Below are 18,303 nucleotides of genomic sequence, written 5' to 3'. Positions count from 1 at the left end.
CTCCGGGAGCAGCTTGCCTCCGTATCGGGATGCGGCGTACATCTTCCTAGCGGCTCGCGAGGCGCGAAGCCAAGCACTGTCAGGACCGGCATCCTGCATCTGACGCCCGGCGACGTGACCGTTCATGGGTTCAGGTCGAGCTTGCACGAGTATCTTGGCGACGAGACGGACGTGAGCTACGAGACGGCCGAAGAAACGATCTCGCATCGCGTGGGTGATCGAACGGCATCGAGGGGCACGTCAGTTCGATGACGTCGCGGATCAATGCTAGGTAATTACGCGCATCGTAGTTGGGTCGGTCGAGAGCCGCTTGTCTCAATGAAATCGAGTGTCGCTTCTGCGACTTCAGCAACCTGAAGCCGCTGAACACAATAGACCCCACCGGGGTTGTATTCTTTACAAACACCTGGAGCGATACATGGACAAGGCATGGGCGGCCGGAGCGTTTTGTTGGGGATACCAAACGGGCCCCATAGATCAGGAGACTGCAGACCGAACAATCCCACCGCCGGAGTTTCAACAGAGGCTGCAACGTGCATCGGGCCGCTGTCATTGCCAAGGAAAATTGCCGCTTCTGTCAACAACGCGACAAGGACTTCAAGCGAGGCCTTTCCGACGACAGTGGCCACCGGCGATGTTGCCGCTTCAATTATGCTTTGCGCAACGGGCCTTTCGTCAGGCCCACCGATGATCAGAGACCGCAGCCCGGTTTTGGCGTAGATCTCATCAATGACGGCGGCAAAATGTTGCGGCGGCCAACGACGCCCCTCGGACCTCGCGCCCGCATGCACAGCCACGTATGATTTCTTCGCCAAGGCGTTTTCGAAAAGAAGCCTGGCACACTCCTCTTGGGCAATCTTGGTGGGCTGCAGCCGAGGGGTTGGGTTTTGAATCGCTAACCCGAGGGCGCCCAATGGAGACAGGTATCTGTAGAGATAATGGGAGCCACCATGGCCGAACGGCGGCGCGAGGACGTTTGCCATCTGAATTTCCCAGAACTTAAACGGACGCTCGGGAGGATCGAAGCCAACCCGAAGTGGGGCGCCGGTCAAACGGTGCATGATCCGTGAGGTTTTTGTATCGGTAAGATCGATGCTGAGATCGAATTTTTGACGCCGCAGAGCAGAAATAAGGGCATAATAGTCGGTCAATCGCTTAAGCGGAGTCCTTCCTCTGCCCCCGGTTTCAAAGCCAACCGCCACGTCGGCAATCTGTTGCGCGACAATGAATTGCTTAAGGCCAGGCGCGCATATCATTGTTATCGAAGCGTCGGGATAGGCGAGGCGTAGATTGCGGACCAAAGCAGATGTCAGCGTGACATCACCCAGGAATTTTGTTTGGACAATGCATATCGAGCGAATTTCATTGCCAGATTTTGGGCTCATGATCGCGTTGCAGTCCATTTTGACTTTGTCACGATCTCACCTATCCGCCGAGATAACGGCGCCATGGAATAAGAGCCGTACTCCCTTTCGAATCATAGGAACCGATACAAGCCCTTGCCGCATCGGTCTTTAAGGTTTTGCGGTGCGCGAAGCAACATTGATCGAAACCAGCAATTGCTATCGTAAATAGGGCTAGTCTTATAGGTTCTGGCGCTTTCAATGCATGTCGGTGCGAGCAGATCGAAGTTTTGTTGGATTGGATCACCCACAAGTAGTCCCCCCTGATCGCGAGCCATGTTCTCGCTGTGTTCATCGCATGGCTTGGACGTTCGGCTCATTGATAAAGGCAGTGATGCAGATCATGGCGCATCGCCTCCAAGTACGGCGCGGATGCTCCGCCATGGCCACCGATCTCGCGCCACGAAACGGCGGCACGGCCCGCCAACGGCGCCGTCGGATCGAGCCACACGCCCGACGTCAGGAAGCATTCGGGCATGGGCATCGCGAACGCCGAACAATAGCGCGATGGGCGCGTGTTTGTCCTTGGAGCGATCTCGTGTCGCGACTATCGACTCGATCCCATGTGCTGACGCTGTGTGACGTAGCGCGGGGAGATCAGGCAGGCGCCGATCATTCGCCCGGCTCGAGCTGACGCGCTGTGGGGAAAGTGTAGGGGCGAGCCATTAGCGAGGGCGGCGATGTTTTGGTAGTCCCGGCATCGCGGGCCTTAGTTGCCGTTTTTGAGGAAAGGTGGGAGACCGCTGATACGGCGGGTGGTTTTGCAGCGGCACCGGCTCTAGGGTTGGGCGGGCCGATGCATCAGGAGGAGTGAGCGGCATGTATAGGGCACCGGTCGAGGATATCGCCTTCACGCTCAAGCACGTGGCCGGCATGAAATCGGCGCTCGATGCCGGCACCTTCGGCGATCTCGGCGAGGATCTGGTCGATGCCGTTCTGGGTGAGGCCGGCCGTTTCGCCACCGAAGAGGTCGCACCGCTCTACACGATCGGCGATCGGCAGGGTGCGGTGCTGAAGGGCGCCGCCGTCACCACGCCGCCCGGCTGGAAGGAACTCTATCGCCGCTGGATCGATGGCGGCTGGAACGCGCTCTCCGGGCCTGCGGAATATGGCGGCCAGGCGCTGCCGACCATGCTCGGCGTGGCCGCGCTCGAAATGTGGAACTCCGCCGCCATGGCCTTCGGCATCGGCCCGACGCTGACCATGGGCGCGGTCGAGGCGCTCGACAAACACGCCTCCGACGACCTCAAGGCCAAATATCTCGAAAAGCTCGTCTCCGGCGACTGGATGGGCACGATGAACCTGACCGAGCCGCAAGCCGGTTCGGACCTCGCCGCCTTGCGCGCCCGCGCCGAGCCGGCGGGTGACGGCAGCTACCGCATCTTCGGCCAAAAAATCTTCATCACCTATGGCGAGCACGATTTCACCGACAACATCATCCATCTGGTGCTGGCGCGGCTGCCCGACGCGCCGGCCGGCACGCGCGGCATATCGTTGTTCCTGGTGCCGAAATTCCTGGTCGGCGACGATGGCGCGCTTGGCGCGCGCAACGACGTCTTCTGTTCCGGACTTGAGCATAAACTCGGCATCCATGCCTCACCGACCTGCACCATGATCTATGGCGACGGCTTCGAAGGTGCCGAACCCGGCGCCGTCGGCTGGCTGATCGGCGAGGAGAACAAGGGGCTAGCCTGCATGTTCACCATGATGAACAATGCGCGGCTTTGTGTCGGCATGCAGGGGGTAGCGGTCGCGGAAGCCGCAACACAGAAGGCGATCGCCTATGCCAATGAGCGCCGGCAGGGCAAGGCCACGAGCTACACTGGCACGGGTATGGCGCCTATCGTCCATCACCCCGATGTCCAGCGTAACCTGCTGACCATGAAGGCGCTGACCCAAACCGCACGCGCCATCAGCTATTCCTGTGCCCACGCCATCGACATGGCCCGAGTCTCCGCCGGTGACGAGGCGGCACACTGGCGCGACCGTGCCAATCTGCTGACGCCCCTGGCAAAGGCGTTCTCGACCGATATCGGCGTCGAAGTTGCCTCACTCGGCCTCCAGGTTCATGGCGGCATGGGTTTCATCGAGGAGACGGGAGCGGCCGCCTTCTATCGTGACGCGCGCATCGCGCCGATCTACGAGGGCACCAACGGTATCCAGGCGATCGATCTGGTGATGCGCAAGCTGCCGCTCGGCGGTGGCGACCATGTGCATGGTTACATCGCCGAACTGGCTGGTATGGCCGCAGCGGTGCGGACCTCGAACATGCAGGGTTTCGGCCGCACCGCCGACGCTCTCGACGCGGCACTTGGCGATCTCAGCGAAGCGACCCGCTTCCTGCAAAAACTGACGGCCGATGGCCGGTCGGAAGAGGCGCTGGCAGGCGCCACGCCCTATCTCAGGCTGATCTCGCTTGCCGCCGGCGGCGCCTATCTGGCGCGCGGTGCTCTTGCCGATCACAACCGCATAGCGCTTTGCCGTTTCTTTGCCGAAAACCTGCTCGGCGAGGTCAGCGCCTTGAGGGCGCGCGTCATCGATGGCGCCGAAAGCCTCGCCGCTGCCGGCAAGACGCTCGTCTCCGCCTGACGTTTCACAAGGAAAACACCGTGACAGACCATATCCTCGTCGAGCGCCAGGGCGCCATCCAGATTATCCGCATGAACCGGCCGGACAAAAAGAATGCGCTGACGCGCGCCATGTATGCGAAAATGTCAAAAACCCTGGCCGAAGGCGACGCCGACCCGGCGATCCGCGCCCACGTCTTTCTCGGCGTGCCCGGCGCTTTCTCCTCCGGCAACGACCTTGCCGACTTCATGGTCGTCGCCACCGGCGGCGACGGCGGCACCGAAGTCTGGGATTTCCTGATGGCCCTGGCCAAGGTCGAAAAACCCATGGTCTCCGGCGTCGATGGCATCGCGGTCGGCATCGGCACCACGCTCAATTTGCATTGCGACCTGACCTTCGCCACGCCACGCACCGTGTTCAGGACGCCTTTCGTCGACCTTGGCCTGGTGCCTGAGGCGGGATCGAGCCTGCTGGCACCGCGCATCCTCGGGCAGCAGGGTGCCTTCGCGCTGCTCGGCCTCGGCGAAGGCTTTTCGGCTGAACGGGCGAAGGCCGCCGGCCTGATCTACGAGGTGGTCGAGGAAGCAGCGCTGGAGGCCTCGGTGCTGGCGGCGGCCGGGCAGATCGCGGCCAAGCCGCCGCAGGCGCTGAAGATCGCGCGCGACCTGATGCGTGGCTCGCGAGACGACCTCGTCGCCCGCATCGGCGAGGAAAGCGAGCATTTTCGCGAGCGGCTGAAGTCCGATGAGGCCCGCGCTGCGCTCACCGCGTTCATGACGAGAAAGAAGGCCTGAGCCTCAGGGATAAAGCCGTGTCTTGTCCCAGCCGTCCTTCGCACTGCGCGTAAAAACGAGCCGGTCGTGCAGCCGGAACGGCCTGTCGTGCCAGAACTCAATGGTGCTGGGCACGATTCGGAAGCCGGACCAGTGCTTTGGCCGCGGGATCTCGCCGACCGGGTAGCGTGCCGTGTATTCTGCCACCGCCTTTTCCAGCGCAAAGCGGCTTTCCAGCGGTCGCGACTGTTTCGAGGCCCAGGCGCCGATGCGGCTGCCGCGCGGCCGCGTCGCGTAATAGGCGTCGGCTTCGGCGTCGCTGACGATCTCCACCGGTCCGCGAATGCGCACCTGGCGGCGCAGCGACTTCCAATGGAAACACATCGCCGCCTTCATGCTGCCAAGAATCTCCTGGCCCTTGGCGCTCTCGAAATTCGTGTAGAAGACAAACCCGCCTTCATCGAATCCCTTGAGCAACACCATACGCACATCCGGCATGCCGTCGGCATCGACGGTCGCCAGAGCCACGCCGTTGGGGTCGTTCGGCTCGCTTTTCGTTGCGTCGTCCAGCCATGCGGCAAAGAGGCGAAACGGCTCGGCAGCCTCGGTAAAGTCACCGCTTGTTAACTCAGTGTCACTCATAGTTTTTCTCAAATTGTCACGAAGCCAAGATTCTTACAAAACCAAGATTCTTAACGAAGCAAGGGGGAGGCTGCCGATTGTCGCGTATCGCGCAAGCTTTTGACAGCAGGCAATGGAGCGTTATCGCTTCGGCCAGCGCGAAAGCCGCGATCGTGGCGGTCGCCTTGCCGCTTGCCGCGTGTGGCGCCGGCGGCTTCAGCCTGGAAAAAGCCGAAGTCGACCGCTCGATTCTGACCAGCAGCACGTCGGCCTCGGCCGCGCCGGCCAATTTGGATCGCGACTCCGACCAGACGACGATCGGCAATGCAGTCTCCTCGGCCGACATTGAGCAGCTCGGCGGGCAGGCCGTCCCATGGGCCAATGCCGATACCGGCTCGCGCGGTTCCATCACCGATCTGGCGGAATTGAAGGACAACGGCCAGACCTGCCGCCGCTTCAAGGCCTCGCGCGAAAGCTTTGACGGCGTTGCCATGTTCGAAGGCGAACTGTGCCTGGCCAGCGCCGGTGGCTGGCGCATGCAGGACTTCAAGGCACTCTGATTTTCCGCGTCTGATATGCTGCTCCAGCACTGGAATTTCTTCCTATGCGAGCGCATATAGGAGGCAACCAGAGACTCAACTCTACTCCAGGGCAGTAAGCATGCGCGACCCCTATGAGGTGCTGGGCGTTGCCAGGAACGCATCGGCCAAGGACATAAAGTCGGCGTACCGGAAACTCGCCAAGAAGCATCATCCGGATCAGAACCCGAATGATCCCAAGGCGAAGGACCGTTTTGCCGCGGCCAACCAGGCCTATGAGATCGTCGGCGACGAAAAGAATCGCGCCGCTTTCGATCGCGGCGAAATCGACGCCGACGGCAAGCCGCGATTCCAAGGCTTTGAGGGCGCTGCCGGTGGCGGCGATCCCTTCGGCGGCTTCCGCCGGCAGCAAGGTCCGGGCGGTTCGCGGTTCGAATTCCGCTCTGGCCGACCGGGTGGCGATCCGTTCGACGGCAACAGCGACATCTTCAGCCAGATTTTTGGCGACACTTTTTCGGGCGCGCGCGGTCCCGGAACGGGCGATCGCCGCCAGCAGGCGACAGCAGCCGATCTGAACGTGACGCTCGACGTCACCATCGAGGAAGCGGCGACCGCCGAAAAGGTGACGGCGATGTTCCCCGACGGCCGCAAGGTGGCGGTCAAGCTGCCGGCCTATGTCGAGGATGGCCAGACCATCCGCCTCAAAGGCCAAGGCGAGCAGGGGCCGGGCCAGCCAGGCGACGCGCTGGTCAAGATCCATCTGCGCCGCCATCCACGCTACCGCATCGAGGGCCGCGACCTGCACGCCGATCTGCCGGTGGCGCTGGCGGATGCGGTGCTCGGCGCCAAGGTGCCGGTCGAGACGCCGACCGGCAGGCTTGCGGTCAACATTCCTGCCTGGTCGAGCTCCGACAAGGTCCTGCGGCTGAAGGGCAGGGGCCTGCCGGAAAAGGCCGGCGGTCACGGCGATCTCTATGCCCACGTGCGTATCATGCTGCCGGAAGGCGGTGATAGCGCGCTCGAAGCGCTGTTGCGCAGCCAAAAAGGCTGATCGGCGGCTTTTGTCCCTGAACTGTCCGGTTTGAGCGCTTGAAGGGGCTCTGTGCCTGTGCGATAGGGCAACCCACAAAGCTGAAATCTTGCGGAGAGCGCTGACATGGCGGGTGGACAGGGCCTAATGGCCGGCAAGCGCGGCCTCATTCTTGGCGTCGCCAACAACAGGTCGATTGCCTATGGCATCGCCAAGTCGTGCGTCGACCATGGCGCCGAGATCGCGCTGACCTATCAGGGCGAGGCGTTCAAGAAGCGCGTCGAGCCACTGGCGGCGGAACTGGGTGCCTTTGTCGCCGGCCATTGCGACGTCACCGATCCGGCGAGCCTGGACGAGGTTTTCGCCAATGTCGCCAAACATTGGGGCAAGCTTGATTTCCTCGTCCATGCCATCGCCTTCTCCGACAAGGACGAGCTGACCGGCCGTTATGTCGAGACGACGCGCGACAATTTCCTGCGCACCATGGACATTTCGGTCTATTCCTTCACCACCATTGCGAAGCGCGCCGAGGCGCTGATGACCAATGGCGGCTCGTTGCTGACGCTGACCTACTACGGTGCCGAAAAGGTCATGCCGCACTACAACGTCATGGGTGTCGCCAAGGCGGCGCTCGAGGCCAGCGTGCGCTACCTGGCGGTCGACCTCGGCGCCAAGAAGATCCGCGTCAACGCCATTTCGGCCGGCCCGATCAAGACGCTTGCGGCCTCTGGCATCGGCGATTTCCGCTACATCCTGAAGTGGAACGAGTACAATTCGCCGCTGAAGCAGACGGTGACGCAGGAGGAAGTCGGCGATTCCGGCGTCTATTTCCTGTCCGACCTGTCGCGCGGCGTCACCGGTGAAGTGCATCACGTCGATTCGGGCTACCACGTCGTCGGCATGAAGGCGGTCGACGCGCCTGATATTTCGACGGTCAAGGACTAACACCCGGCCAACCGTCGTCCGTCCCGATCCCGCACCGGAAGACCTGATGTACCCGCTGGTTTATATCGCGCGCCACGGCCAGACCGCGTGGAACGCCGAAATGCGGCTTCAGGGGCAGGCCGACACCGATCTCAACGCTCTTGGCCGCGAGCAGGCGACCGGAAACGGGCTTCGGCTAGCCGCGTTGGTCCCAAATCCCTGGGAATTCGATTTCCTCGCCAGTCCGATGAAACGGACGCGCGAAACGATGCAGCGTATTCGCGCTGCGATGAAGCTCGATCCGGGTGCCTATCGAACCGATCCGCGCCTCGTCGAGGTCAATTTCGGCGACTGGCAGGGATTTACCTTTCCCGAACTCGAGACACGGTATCCCGGAGCGAGCATGACGCGGGCTCTGGACAAGTGGAACTTTCAGCCCCCCGGCGAAGGCGCCGAGAGCTATCAGATGCTGCTCGAACGGGTGAGGCCATGCTTCGACGCGATCGACCGCCAGTCGATCTGCGTGACTCATGGCGGCGTCATGCGGACCCTGTTTCGCTTTGTGCTGGGCATTGCCGAGGCCGAGGCGGCGAACCTGGAGATACCGCAGGATCGTCTGCTCAAGCTTGAAGGCAAGAGCCTGGAATGGCTGTAAGCCCACCTCTGAGGGCGAGCCACCGCCCGATTTTTACTGGAAGCTCTAGTTGGCAGAGCTGTCCGGCAGTTCCATGTCGGTGACGATGTTTTCACCATTGGTTACATCGTAGGCGATGACGATGTCCATGCCCGGCTTCAGCGCGTCGACATAGGTCTCGGCGTTCAGCTTGTAGGACTTGCCGTCATCCAGCGTCAGCGTCGCCGTGTCCTTGTCGATCTTCTTGATCAGGCCTTCGGTCTGGCCGGCGAAAGCGGCGGTGGAAAGCAGCAGCGTGGCGGCAACGGCGCCAATCAGGGTACGCATAATCGTTCCTCTTTATCATTGCACCGGCACGGCGGCGGCGGATACTCAACGGCGGATCGAAGAAAGCAGAAACCAGCCGAATGTGTCAAAACTTAAACGGCTGGGATGACAGTTTGACCACTGCGAAAAACGCCAATAGAAGGCAGGCTTCAGCCGGCTCCGCTGCCGGGCAGGGCACTTTCCATGTCTCACAACACGTTCGGCCACCTTTTCCGCGTCACCACCTGGGGGGAAAGCCATGGCGCCGCCCTCGGCTGCGTGGTCGACGGCTGCCCGCCTGGCATCCGCTTTACGCGCGACGATATCCAGGTCGAACTCGACAAGCGCCGGCCGGGGCAATCACGTTTCGTGACGCAGCGTCGCGAACCAGATGAAGTGAAGGTGCTGTCTGGCTTCATTTTCGACGAGGACGGCGAGACGATGATCACCACCGGCACGCCGGTGTCGATGCTGATCGAGAATGTCGACCAGCGTTCAAAGGATTATGGCGAGATCGCCCGCCAATACCGGCCGGGCCATGCCGACTACACTTATGACGTGAAATACGGCGTGCGCGATTATCGCGGCGGCGGCCGCTCCTCGGCCCGCGAGACGGCAGCCAGGGTGGCGGCCGGTGCCTTGGCGCGCAAGGTGGTTCCGGGCGTGGTGGTGCGCGGCGCGCTGGTGTCGATGGGCGAAAAATCCATCGACCGCGCCAACTGGAACTGGAATTTCATCGGCGATGCCGAAAATCCGTTCTTCACCCCCGATCCGGCGTCCGTTCCTGTCTTCACCAGATATCTCGACGGCATCCGCAAGGCGGGCTCCTCGGTCGGTGCGGTGATCGAAATCGTCGCCGACGGCGTTCCGCCAGGCCTCGGCGCGCCGATCTATGCCAAGCTTGACCAAGACATCGCCTCCGGCTTGATGTCGATCAACGCCGTCAAGGGCGTCGAGATCGGCAACGGCTTCGAGGCCGCCCGCATCACCGGTGAACAGAATGCCGACGAGATGCGCATCGGCAATGACGGCAAGCCGGTGTTCCTGTCCAACAATGCCGGCGGCATCCTCGGCGGCATCTCGACCGGCCAGGCGATCGTCGCCCGTTTCGCCGTCAAGCCGACCTCGTCGATCCTGACGCCGCGAAAGTCGATCGACAAGGACGGCAAGGACGTCGAGATCATGACCAAGGGCCGCCACGATCCATGCGTCGGCATCCGCGCCGTGCCGATCGGCGAAGCAATGGTTGCCTGTGCGATCGCCGACCACTATCTGCGGCATCGGGGACAGACGGGGAGGGGAATAGGGGAATAGGGGAATAGGGCAATATGTTGCGCTCTTAGTCCGGCCGGCCAAATCTTTTTGCTTTTCCCTACTCCCGTACTGCCCTACTCCCTTATTCCCCTGCGAGCGAAGCGAGTACCCATGCCTTACGACCAGAAAAAAATCGTCGAAGCCCTGCGTGCTTTCGAACGCGGCGAGATCGTCGTCGTCATGGATGATGACGGGCGCGAGAACGAGGGCGACCTGATCGTCGCCGCCGTCCACTGCACGCCCGAAAAAATGGCGTTCATCGTTCGCCACACGTCCGGCATCGTCTGCACGCCGATGCCGCGCGAAGAAGCCAAGCGGCTTAACCTTGCGCCGATGGTCGCCGACAACGATTCCGCCCACACCACGGCTTTCACCGTCAGCGTCGATTTCAAGCATGGCACCACCACGGGCATCTCGGCCGAAGATCGCACTTTGACCGTTCGCAATCTTGCCAACGGCAATGTCGGCGGCTCGGATTTCGTCCGGCCCGGCCACATCTTCCCTTTGATTGCGCGCGAAGGCGGCGTGCTGATGCGCTCCGGTCATACCGAAGCAGCGGTCGATCTGTGCAAGCTCGCCGGCCTGCCGCCGGTCGGCGTCATTTCCGAGCTGGTCAATGATGACGGCACCGTCAAGCGCGGCCCGCAGGTGCAGGCTTTCGCCCAGGAGCATGGGCTGAAGCAGGTTTCGGTCGCCGACCTCATTGCCTACCGGCAGCGCAAGGAAACTCTGGTCGAACGCGTCGCGTGCTCGGAAATCGACACGCTCGGCGGCAAGGCACAGGTCTTCACCTACACGCTGCCGTGGGACTCCATGCATCACGTCGCGATAGTCTTCGGCGACATCCGCGACGGCGAGGAGGTCCCGGTGCGTCTGCATTCCGAGGATGTGGTGACCGATGTCTTCGGCACCAGCCACCGGCTCGACGCCATCATGAAGGCGATGGGTGAGCGCAGGCGCGGCGTCATCGTCTATCTCAGAGAAGGCTCCGTCGGCGTTGCGCATCAGGAACGCAAACGGCCGGCCAGCGGCGACCGCGAGGATCACGAAGAGGCTCGCCGCCGCGAAAACGAGTGGCGCGAGATCGGGCTCGGCGCGCAGATCCTCAAGGATCTCGGCATCTCCTCGATCAACCTGATCGCCTCGCGCGAACGCCACTATGTCGGCCTCGAAGGTTTTGGCATCCACATCGCCAAGACCGAGATCCTCTAGGCAGCTAGCGCCCGGCTCGAAACCGGGCGCTATCTGATTATTCCGCGGCAATCGCGGCCGCTTCACATATGTCCATCTCGCACTCAGTCGTGGCAAGGCTGCGTTGGCCAAGCAGCACCGTGGCCAGCGCGATCGTGCCTGAAGCCACCGACACCCAGAACCCGTTCGGTGCACCGAACGCATCCACCACCGCGCCGGCCGCGAACGAGCCCAGCGCCATGCCGATGCCGATGCCGGTCATGACCCAGGTGATGCCTTCGGTCAGCATCGCTTCCGGCACATGCCGCTCGATCAGGCCGAAGGCCGTGATGAAGGTCGGCGAGATCGCCACACCGCTGATGAACACGGTCAGCGCCAGCAGCGGCACGGTGTCGGCGGCGAGCGGCAACAGCGTGCCGAGCGCGACGAGGGCGACTGCGATGGCGAGCTGGCGTTGCAGCGGCGCCTTCAGGCTGAGCGCGCCGACGATGATGCCGAGCACGAACGATCCCAGCGCATAAACGCCGATGACAAGGCTGGCGGCGCCGGGTTGGCCAAGCTCCTTGGTGATCGCCACGGTGGTCACTTCCGTCGTCGCGAAGGTTGCGCCGACGAAGATCAGGGCAAGCGTGATGATCTGAACCGGCCGCAGGCGGATCGCCGAGCCGCTTGAGTTATGGTCGACCGGCCGCACCTGGGGCTCGGTCGAGCGTTGCAGGATGAAGGCCGCTGATCCGAATGCGAGAAATAATGTGCTCACCAGAACGCCGGCTTCCGGGAATAGGGCGGCACTCAGGCCGACCGATAACGATGCCCCGGCGATATAGACCAGTTCATCGGCCACGGACTCGAAGGCGAATGCGGTGTTCATCTGCGGTCGTCCTCGGAAAATCTCTGTCCAGCGCGCCCGCACCATCGCAGGTATGCTTGGCATGGCGGCGGCCAGGAGTGCCGACACGAACAGCGTCCACACCGGCCAGTCCTGGTTGGCCGCCGCTATGAGGACGGCGAAAGCCAGCACCGCGATGATAGTGGTGGGCACGACGATTCGTGTCTGGCCCAGGCGGTCCACCAGTCTCGATATTTGCGGCGCGACGAAGGCGTTGGCCAGCGCGTATGTCGCCGAGACGGCTCCAGCCAGCCAGTATTCGCCGCGCGCCTGCGACAGCATCGCCACGATGCCGATGGGCGCCATGGCGATCGGCAGGCGCGCTAGGAAGCCGGCGGCCGCAAAGCCCTTGGCGCCGGGGGCACGAAAGATTTCCGCATAGGGATTTTGCATCGGTTGGTTCCTCGACAAAGGACGATTGGACAATTACATACGGAGCGTATGATGATTAGATAGAGCATACGCCGCGTATGTCAATTAGCATACGAAGCGTATGTGAATAGGTCCAGGACACATGCACAAACCCCGCAAGGAGATGATCGCCGAGACGCGCGCAAAGCTTATTGCGGCGGCCCGTCATGCCTTCGGCACAACAGGCTATGCGGAAGCCTCGATGGATGATTTCACCGCTTCGGCCGGGCTGACGCGCGGTGCGCTCTATCATCATTTCGGCGACAAGAAGGGGCTGTTGCAGGCGGTCATAGCCCAGATTGACGGCGAGATGGCGGCGCGCATCAATGAGGTCGCGTCGAGAGCACCGACCCGCTGGCAACATTTCGTCGACGAGTGCTCGACCTATATCGAGATGGCGCTGGAGCCGGAAATCCAGCGCATCATGTTCCGCGATGGCCCGGCCGTGCTGGGGGATCCAGCGCAATGGCCGAATGCCAGTGCGTGCATCGCTTCAATGACCGACCATCTGACCGCGCTGCAGGAGGAGGGGGTCGTTGTCTCCAGCCTCGACCCCGAGACCGCCTCGCGACTGATCATCGGAGCGAGCAGCCAGGCAGCGCAACGGATCGCCAATTCGAATGACCCCGAAACGACGTCGAAGAAGGTGGTGACGGCGTTCAAGCAACTGCTTGAAGGCCTGCTGAAGAAGCCGGATCCGCAGTCGAATTGAAGTTCTCACCGGAGCTTTCGTGCCGGCAGCTGTTCACGATAGGAATTTTTCTTGACACCATGCCCTCAGCTAAGGTATATATTCGTCCATGGTGCTGATTTGCGCCAGTGACCGGCCGCACAGGCGGGTTTTTCGTTTGATGCTCCGTCAGCCAACGCGCTGGCGGGCTCCGAACCAACCCGTTACCCCGAATTCGTCGCCCTTTGGCGTCAGGGCCGCAATTGACAATCGCCGGGTTGAGTCCATCCTCTTCCACCATCTCTGAGGCGGAGATTCGGGACACATGTGGGATTTCGAGATCGGCCGGTCGGTGTCCATCATGATGCGGACCTGGCCGTTCATCGTCTTTCGCATGATCGTCTATTTCGGCATCACGCTGGCCTATATTATGGCAACCGGCACCGGCGCCTCCGTCGGCTATGGCGTTGGCAATATCTCCACCGATCCCGACGGGCCGCTGTCGTTTGCCCTGTGGGGCGGCGTGGTCGGTTTCGGCGTCGTCTCGATCGCCGTCTACTGGATCCGCGAATACATCCTCTATGTCGTCAAGGCCGGCCACATCGCCGTCATGGTTCATCTGATCGACGGCCGCGACATTCCCGGCGGTCAGGACCAGATCGCCTACGCCAGGGATGTCGTCACCCAGCGTTTTGCCGAAGCCAACATCCTTTTCGTCGTCGACCGACTCGTCAAGGGTGCCATCCGTGCCATCACCGGCCTGCTCGGCGGTATCGCCGCCTTCCTGCCGATACCAGGCCTGAGCGGCCTGGTCTCCTTCATCAACACGGTGATCCGCCTGTCGCTGACCTATGTCGACGAGATCATCCTCGGCTACAACATCCGCATCAATTCAGCCTCGCCCTTCGAGACGGCGCGCCAAGGCGTAGTGCTCTATGCTCAGAACGGCAAGGTCATGGTCAAGAACGCCGTCTGGCTGGCGGTCATCATGTGGGGCATGTCGTTCATCATCTTTCTGATGATGCTGGCACCTGCCGGTGCGATTCTGTTCCTGATGCCTGGCCAGCTCGCCGGCTGGGCTTTTGTGCTCGCCATCGTCTTCGCCTGGGCATTCAAGGCGGCGTTCATCGAGCCTTTCGCCATCGCCTGCCTGATGCAGGTCTATTTCAAGACCATCGCGGGCCAGGTGCCCGATCCGGCCTGGGACGCCCGGCTGGCCGAGGCATCGTCGAAGTTCAGGGAGCTCAAGGACAAGGCGCTGGCCTCCTTCGGCGGTTCGCGCTGGGCTACGGCCGGCGCCACACCCTGATCGGCTGGGCGGATGGTGTCTGGTGAGGCAGGAACGGTGTTGAGGCGCGCCACGGTGGATTTGAGCTGTGTCTCGCCTTGCCCGGAAAAGGTCTCGCTCATGATCAGCTCCGGCAGCGGCAGCCGCCGTCCCCAGCCATGCGTTTCAAGGTCCGGTTTGGGAGCGAACTCGGAAACACGGCCGACGCAGAGATAGGCGACCGGCGTTACGTGATCCGGAATGGCCAACAGCCGCTTCAGCGCCTCAGCCTCGATGATGCTCACCCAGCCGACGCCAACGCCCTCGGCACGCGCGGCCAGCCAGAAATTCTGCACCGCGCAGACGGTGCTGTAGAGATCCATCTCCGGATTGTGCCAGCGTCCCAGCGGCGAACCCTTCGAGCGCTGCCGGTCGCAGGTGATGCAGATGTTGAGCGCGCTCTCGCAGATGCCTTCCAGCTTGAGCTTGCGGTACAGCGCCTGTTTTTCCGCCTCGATCGCCGGCAGTTCCTGTTCTCGCGCGGCCAGGAACAGGTCGCGCACCTCCGCCCGTCGTTTGACATCGCGAATGACAATGAAATTCCATGGCTGCATGAAGCCGACCGATGGCGCGTGATGGGCGGCAAGCAGCAGCCGTGCCAGCACGTCGTCATCGATCGCGGTGGGCAGGAAATGGCTGCGCACGTCACGCCGCGTGAACATGGCGCGGTAGACCGCATCGCGCGCATTCTGGTCAAATCCATCGTCAATGGCAGCGGTCATGTGTTCCGGCATCGCTTGTCCCCTTGCGATTGCAGATTCAAAACTGACAGAGCGTACTTTGTGCGTCCAAGTAGACGCACGTCGCTCTGATGCCATCCGCCTGACCACGCGGATGACAATGCCTGCCAGGCCGGTCTTCTGGCTCGGGATCAACCCGCGTCCGGTGCCTTCCCGTCATCGACAGTGGCATTTACCGGCGCGGTCCCCCTCACAGCGTTGGGCACGCCACGGAATTCAACCGTGTTCCCGATTCTCCCGCTTGCGGCGGGCACCAGGCAGTACCAGGGACCTTACGCCGAAGCGCCCGCGGGGCCAATGCCTGCGGCGACGCGAATGGACGCAGTCGCGATTTTCCCCAGTCATCGGCCGCCCGTGCATGGCCTTTGTCGATCCGGGTCACTAGATTAGGACGATGACCACCCGTCTCTACACCCATCCGATCTTCCTCGAGCATCTCACGCCGCCCGGACATCCCGAGCGGCCCGACCGCTTACGCGCCATCGAGCGCGTGCTCGACGACGAAGCCTTTGCCGGGCTCGATCGTATTCAGGCGCCGGAAGGCGACGAGGCCACCATCCTCTACGCGCATCCCGCCGATTTCGTCGCCCGCGTGCGCGCCGCCATCCCCGACGAGGGGATTGCCCGCATCGATGCCGACACCACTGCCAGCCCGAAGAGCTGGCAAGCGGCGATCACCGCGATCGGCGCCGCCAACGCCGCCGTCGATGATGTCTTTTCGGGCCGCGCCGACAACGTCTTCGTCGCCGCCCGGCCGCCCGGCCATCATGCCGAAAAGACCACGGCGATGGGCTTTTGCCTGTTCAACACGGCGGCGATCGCGGCGCGTTATGCGCAGAAGAAACACGGTGTCGAGCGCGTTGCCGTCGTCGACTGGGACGTGCATCACGGCAATGGCACGCAGGATATTTTCTGGGACGATCCGTCGGTGCTCTATTGCTCGACACACCAGATGCCGCTTTATCCCGGCACCGGAGCGAAGACCGAAACGGGCGCCGGCAACATCGTCAACGCACCGCTGGCGCCGCAGACCGGCAGCGAAGTGTTTCGCGATGCCTTCCTGTCGCGCGTCCTGCCCGCGCTCGACAATTTCGCGCCCGACCTGATCATCATTTCGGCGGGGTTCGACGCGCACCACCGCGATCCGCTGGCCGAGATCAATCTGACCGAGGATGATTTCGACTGGGCGACCGGCCAGCTGATGCAGCGCGCGGCACGCCACAGCGGCAACCGGCTCGTCAGCCTGCTCGAGGGCGGCTACGATCTGCAGGGATTGGCATTTTCGGTCGCCGCCCATGTCGGGCGACTGATGAAAGGATGAATGATGGCCGATGAGACCAACGAAGACGTCAAGGCGATGAGCTTCGAGCAGGCACTCGATGCGCTGGAGAAGATCGTCGATGATCTGGAGCGTGGCGACGTGCCGCTCGACCAGTCGATCAAGATCTATGAGCGTGGTGAGGCGCTGAAGGCGCATTGCGACCGGCTGCTGAAGGCCGCCGAGGACAAGGTCGAGAAGATCAGGCTGTCGCGCGACGGCAAGCCGGTTGGAACGGAGCCACTCGACGCGGATTGAGGCTCGGTCCGAACGATGGCCTCGCCTCACCGGTTTTTGGACATGATCATGATCGAGGATATAACTCGTTCCGATTGAAACAGCTCAAGGACAAGAGGAGATACGGAAGCGATGTGCAGAAACATCAAGACCCTGTTCAATTTTGATCCGCCGGCAACCAATGACGAGGTGCGCGACGCGGCTCTTCAGTTCGTCCGCAAGCTGAGCGGAACCACGCGACCCTCGAAGCAGAACCAGCACGCCTTCGACCATGCCGTCGAAGCCATCGCCGCCTCGGCGCGCGAACTGCTCGATTCCCTGGAAACCCACCAGCATCCGCGTAATCGCGAAGAGGTGGCGGCCAAGCTGCGGGCAAAGGCGGCGATCCGCTTTGCCTGATGCGGCCAGGCGGCCTTCGACCACCGACAAGGAGAGTCCATGAGCTTCTTCCCCGGGAAAGACCCTGAGGCAGGCGATGCCTTCGCCAGCGATCAGATCGAATTGATGGTCATACCCAACGCCAAGGATATCGGCGGTTTTCAGGTGCGCCGTGCCCTGCCGACGGCAAAAAGGCGGCTGGTGGGGCCGTTCATCTTCTTCGACCGCATGGGTCCCGCGATCCTGCGCGCCGGTCAGGCACTGGATGTCCGTCCGCATCCGCATATCGGCCTGTCGACGGTCACCTATCTGTTCGACGGCAAGATCCGGCACCGCGATTCACTCGGCACCGAAATGGTCATTCAGCCCGGCGACGTGAATTTGATGACCGCCGGCCGCGGCATCGTCCATTCGGAGCGTACGCCGGAGGAACTGCGTGGCGCGCCGATGTCGGTATCCGGCCTGCAGACATGGCTGGCTCTGCCGGACGACAAGGAAGAGGTGGCTCCGGTTTTCGAGAATACCGCAGCGCTTCGGCTTCCCGAGATCGAAGCCGAAGGCGTCAACGGGCGCCTCATCATCGGCGATTTCCAGGGACTGCGGTCCCCGGTCAGGGCCGACACGGAGACGCTCTACGCCGACCTGCGCCTGGCGCCCGGCGCCAGCGTGAAAATCCCTGCTGATGCGGAAGAACGCGCCATCTATACGCTGGAAGGCGAGGTCTCAATTTCGGGTGATGTATTCCCAGCCGAACGGCTGCTGGTGTTCCGTCCCGGTGACGAGATCGTCGTGTCGTCGCAGACCGGGGCGCATTTCATGCTGTTCGGCGGCGCCTCTCTTGGTTCGAAGCGTTACATCTGGTGGAATTTCGTCTCGTCGTCCAAGGAGCGCATCGAACAGGCGAAAGAGGAATGGAAGACGGGCCGCTTCGACATCGTTCCCGGAGACGAGGAAGAGTTTATTCCGCTGCCGGAAAGCTGATGCCCTGTCACCCAAAAGTGGCAGAACGAAATGCATAGACAAAAGACTA

The 18,303-nt window shown here is 62.3% G+C and carries 19 protein-coding genes, 1 pseudogene and 1 riboswitch; of the genes and pseudogenes, 14 read left to right on the top strand and 6 right to left on the bottom strand.

Annotation, left to right across the window (positions count from 1 at the left end):
- Positions 1–275: 275 nt before the first annotated feature.
- Entirely contained in the window at positions 276–1,403 is a 1,128-nt protein-coding gene (locus tag NKI69_RS25925) for a glycosyltransferase family 9 protein (RefSeq protein ID WP_352722791.1), read from the bottom strand.
- Positions 1,404–1,719: 316 nt separating this feature from the next.
- Positions 1,720–1,887 carry a hypothetical protein gene (locus tag NKI69_RS25920; RefSeq protein WP_023808640.1) on the bottom strand — a complete coding sequence of 56 codons (168 nt, stop codon included), beginning with the start codon at positions 1,885–1,887 and terminating at the stop codon, positions 1,720–1,722.
- A gap of 335 nt (positions 1,888–2,222) precedes the next feature.
- Here NKI69_RS25920 and NKI69_RS25915 point away from each other — a divergent pair, with 335 nt between their 5' ends.
- Together NKI69_RS25915 and NKI69_RS25910 are read left to right on the top strand one after the other, a co-directional pair.
- Positions 2,223–3,992 carry an acyl-CoA dehydrogenase family protein gene (locus tag NKI69_RS25915; protein WP_128302483.1) on the top strand — a complete coding sequence of 590 codons (1,770 nt, stop codon included), beginning with the start codon at positions 2,223–2,225 and terminating at the stop codon, positions 3,990–3,992.
- Positions 3,993–4,012: 20 nt separating this feature from the next.
- Positions 4,013–4,765, top strand: a complete 753-nt coding sequence (locus NKI69_RS25910; protein WP_023808638.1) for a crotonase/enoyl-CoA hydratase family protein — start codon at positions 4,013–4,015, stop codon at positions 4,763–4,765.
- A gap of 3 nt (positions 4,766–4,768) precedes the next feature.
- Here the strand turns inward: NKI69_RS25910 and pdxH are convergent, their stop codons facing one another.
- Entirely contained in the window at positions 4,769–5,386 is a 618-nt protein-coding gene (pdxH, locus tag NKI69_RS25905; RefSeq protein ID WP_023808637.1) for a pyridoxamine 5'-phosphate oxidase, read from the bottom strand.
- 77 nt (positions 5,387–5,463) lie between these two features.
- Between pdxH and NKI69_RS25900 the strand changes: the two genes are divergently transcribed.
- From NKI69_RS25900 to NKI69_RS25885, 4 genes are all read left to right on the top strand, one after another.
- On the top strand, positions 5,464–5,925 hold the full coding sequence (locus tag NKI69_RS25900; protein ID WP_023808636.1) for an RT0821/Lpp0805 family surface protein: 462 nt from the start codon (positions 5,464–5,466) through the stop codon (positions 5,923–5,925).
- Positions 5,926–6,025: 100 nt separating this feature from the next.
- Positions 6,026–6,955 carry a DnaJ C-terminal domain-containing protein gene (locus NKI69_RS25895; protein ID WP_023808635.1) on the top strand — a complete coding sequence of 310 codons (930 nt, stop codon included), beginning with the start codon at positions 6,026–6,028 and terminating at the stop codon, positions 6,953–6,955.
- Between the two features lie 105 nt (positions 6,956–7,060).
- The gene (gene fabI, locus NKI69_RS25890) at positions 7,061–7,879 is read left to right on the top strand and encodes an enoyl-ACP reductase FabI (protein ID WP_023808634.1); all 819 of its coding nucleotides are present in this window, start codon (positions 7,061–7,063) and stop codon (positions 7,877–7,879) included.
- 46 nt (positions 7,880–7,925) lie between these two features.
- Positions 7,926–8,513 carry a histidine phosphatase family protein gene (locus NKI69_RS25885; RefSeq protein WP_023808633.1) on the top strand — a complete coding sequence of 196 codons (588 nt, stop codon included), beginning with the start codon at positions 7,926–7,928 and terminating at the stop codon, positions 8,511–8,513.
- A 45-nt stretch (positions 8,514–8,558) separates the two neighbouring features.
- On the opposite strand, the gene NKI69_RS25880 is transcribed toward NKI69_RS25885, so the two are convergent.
- The gene (locus tag NKI69_RS25880; protein ID WP_352722790.1) at positions 8,559–8,819 is read right to left on the bottom strand and encodes a DUF1344 domain-containing protein; all 261 of its coding nucleotides are present in this window, start codon (positions 8,817–8,819) and stop codon (positions 8,559–8,561) included.
- Between the two features lie 183 nt (positions 8,820–9,002).
- Between NKI69_RS25880 and aroC the strand changes: the two genes are divergently transcribed.
- The gene (aroC, locus tag NKI69_RS25875) at positions 9,003–10,112 is read left to right on the top strand and encodes a chorismate synthase (protein WP_023808631.1); all 1,110 of its coding nucleotides are present in this window, start codon (positions 9,003–9,005) and stop codon (positions 10,110–10,112) included.
- Positions 10,113–10,223: 111 nt separating this feature from the next.
- Complete coding sequence (gene ribB, locus NKI69_RS25870) at positions 10,224–11,324, top strand: 3,4-dihydroxy-2-butanone-4-phosphate synthase (protein WP_023808630.1); 1,101 nt, start codon at positions 10,224–10,226, stop codon at positions 11,322–11,324.
- A 37-nt stretch (positions 11,325–11,361) separates the two neighbouring features.
- On the opposite strand, the gene NKI69_RS25865 is transcribed toward ribB, so the two are convergent.
- The gene (locus NKI69_RS25865; RefSeq protein WP_352722789.1) at positions 11,362–12,585 is read right to left on the bottom strand and encodes an MFS transporter; all 1,224 of its coding nucleotides are present in this window, start codon (positions 12,583–12,585) and stop codon (positions 11,362–11,364) included.
- 121 nt (positions 12,586–12,706) lie between these two features.
- Between NKI69_RS25865 and NKI69_RS25860 the strand changes: the two genes are divergently transcribed.
- Both NKI69_RS25860 and NKI69_RS25855 read left to right on the top strand, forming a co-directional pair.
- Positions 12,707–13,315, top strand: coding sequence for a TetR/AcrR family transcriptional regulator (locus tag NKI69_RS25860; protein ID WP_352628635.1), 609 nt, complete (start codon positions 12,707–12,709; stop codon positions 13,313–13,315).
- Between the two features lie 283 nt (positions 13,316–13,598).
- Positions 13,599–14,582 carry a hypothetical protein gene (locus NKI69_RS25855; RefSeq protein ID WP_352722788.1) on the top strand — a complete coding sequence of 328 codons (984 nt, stop codon included), beginning with the start codon at positions 13,599–13,601 and terminating at the stop codon, positions 14,580–14,582.
- Positions 14,583–14,704: 122 nt separating this feature from the next.
- On the opposite strand, the pseudogene bluB reads toward NKI69_RS25855, so the two are convergent.
- Positions 14,705–15,322 (bottom strand): annotated as a pseudogene (gene bluB, locus NKI69_RS25850) (5,6-dimethylbenzimidazole synthase); the annotation flags it as partial.
- A gap of 111 nt (positions 15,323–15,433) precedes the next feature.
- Positions 15,434–15,613: riboswitch (cobalamin riboswitch) on the bottom strand.
- Positions 15,614–15,734: 121 nt separating this feature from the next.
- On the opposite strand from bluB, the gene NKI69_RS25845 reads away from it, so the two are divergent.
- The 4 genes from NKI69_RS25845 (at position 15,735) to NKI69_RS25830 (ending at position 18,254) form a co-directional block, all read left to right on the top strand.
- Positions 15,735–16,661, top strand: a complete 927-nt coding sequence (locus tag NKI69_RS25845; RefSeq protein WP_127290880.1) for a histone deacetylase family protein — start codon at positions 15,735–15,737, stop codon at positions 16,659–16,661.
- Between the two features lie 3 nt (positions 16,662–16,664).
- A complete protein-coding gene (locus NKI69_RS25840; protein ID WP_127268720.1) occupies positions 16,665–16,916 on the top strand; it encodes an exodeoxyribonuclease VII small subunit in 252 nt (83 codons plus the stop codon).
- 111 nt (positions 16,917–17,027) lie between these two features.
- Positions 17,028–17,294, top strand: a complete 267-nt coding sequence (locus NKI69_RS25835; RefSeq protein WP_027035955.1) for a DUF2277 domain-containing protein — start codon at positions 17,028–17,030, stop codon at positions 17,292–17,294.
- Positions 17,295–17,333: 39 nt separating this feature from the next.
- Positions 17,334–18,254 carry a pirin family protein gene (locus NKI69_RS25830; protein WP_352550848.1) on the top strand — a complete coding sequence of 307 codons (921 nt, stop codon included), beginning with the start codon at positions 17,334–17,336 and terminating at the stop codon, positions 18,252–18,254.
- Positions 18,255–18,303: the final 49 nt, after the last annotated feature.

Source organism: Mesorhizobium sp. M0491, from assembly GCF_040321265.1.
Classification (GTDB): Bacteria; Pseudomonadota; Alphaproteobacteria; order Rhizobiales; family Rhizobiaceae; genus Mesorhizobium.
Note: the sequence above shows the minus strand (reverse complement) of the source record. Positions and strands in the feature narration are given on the sequence as shown.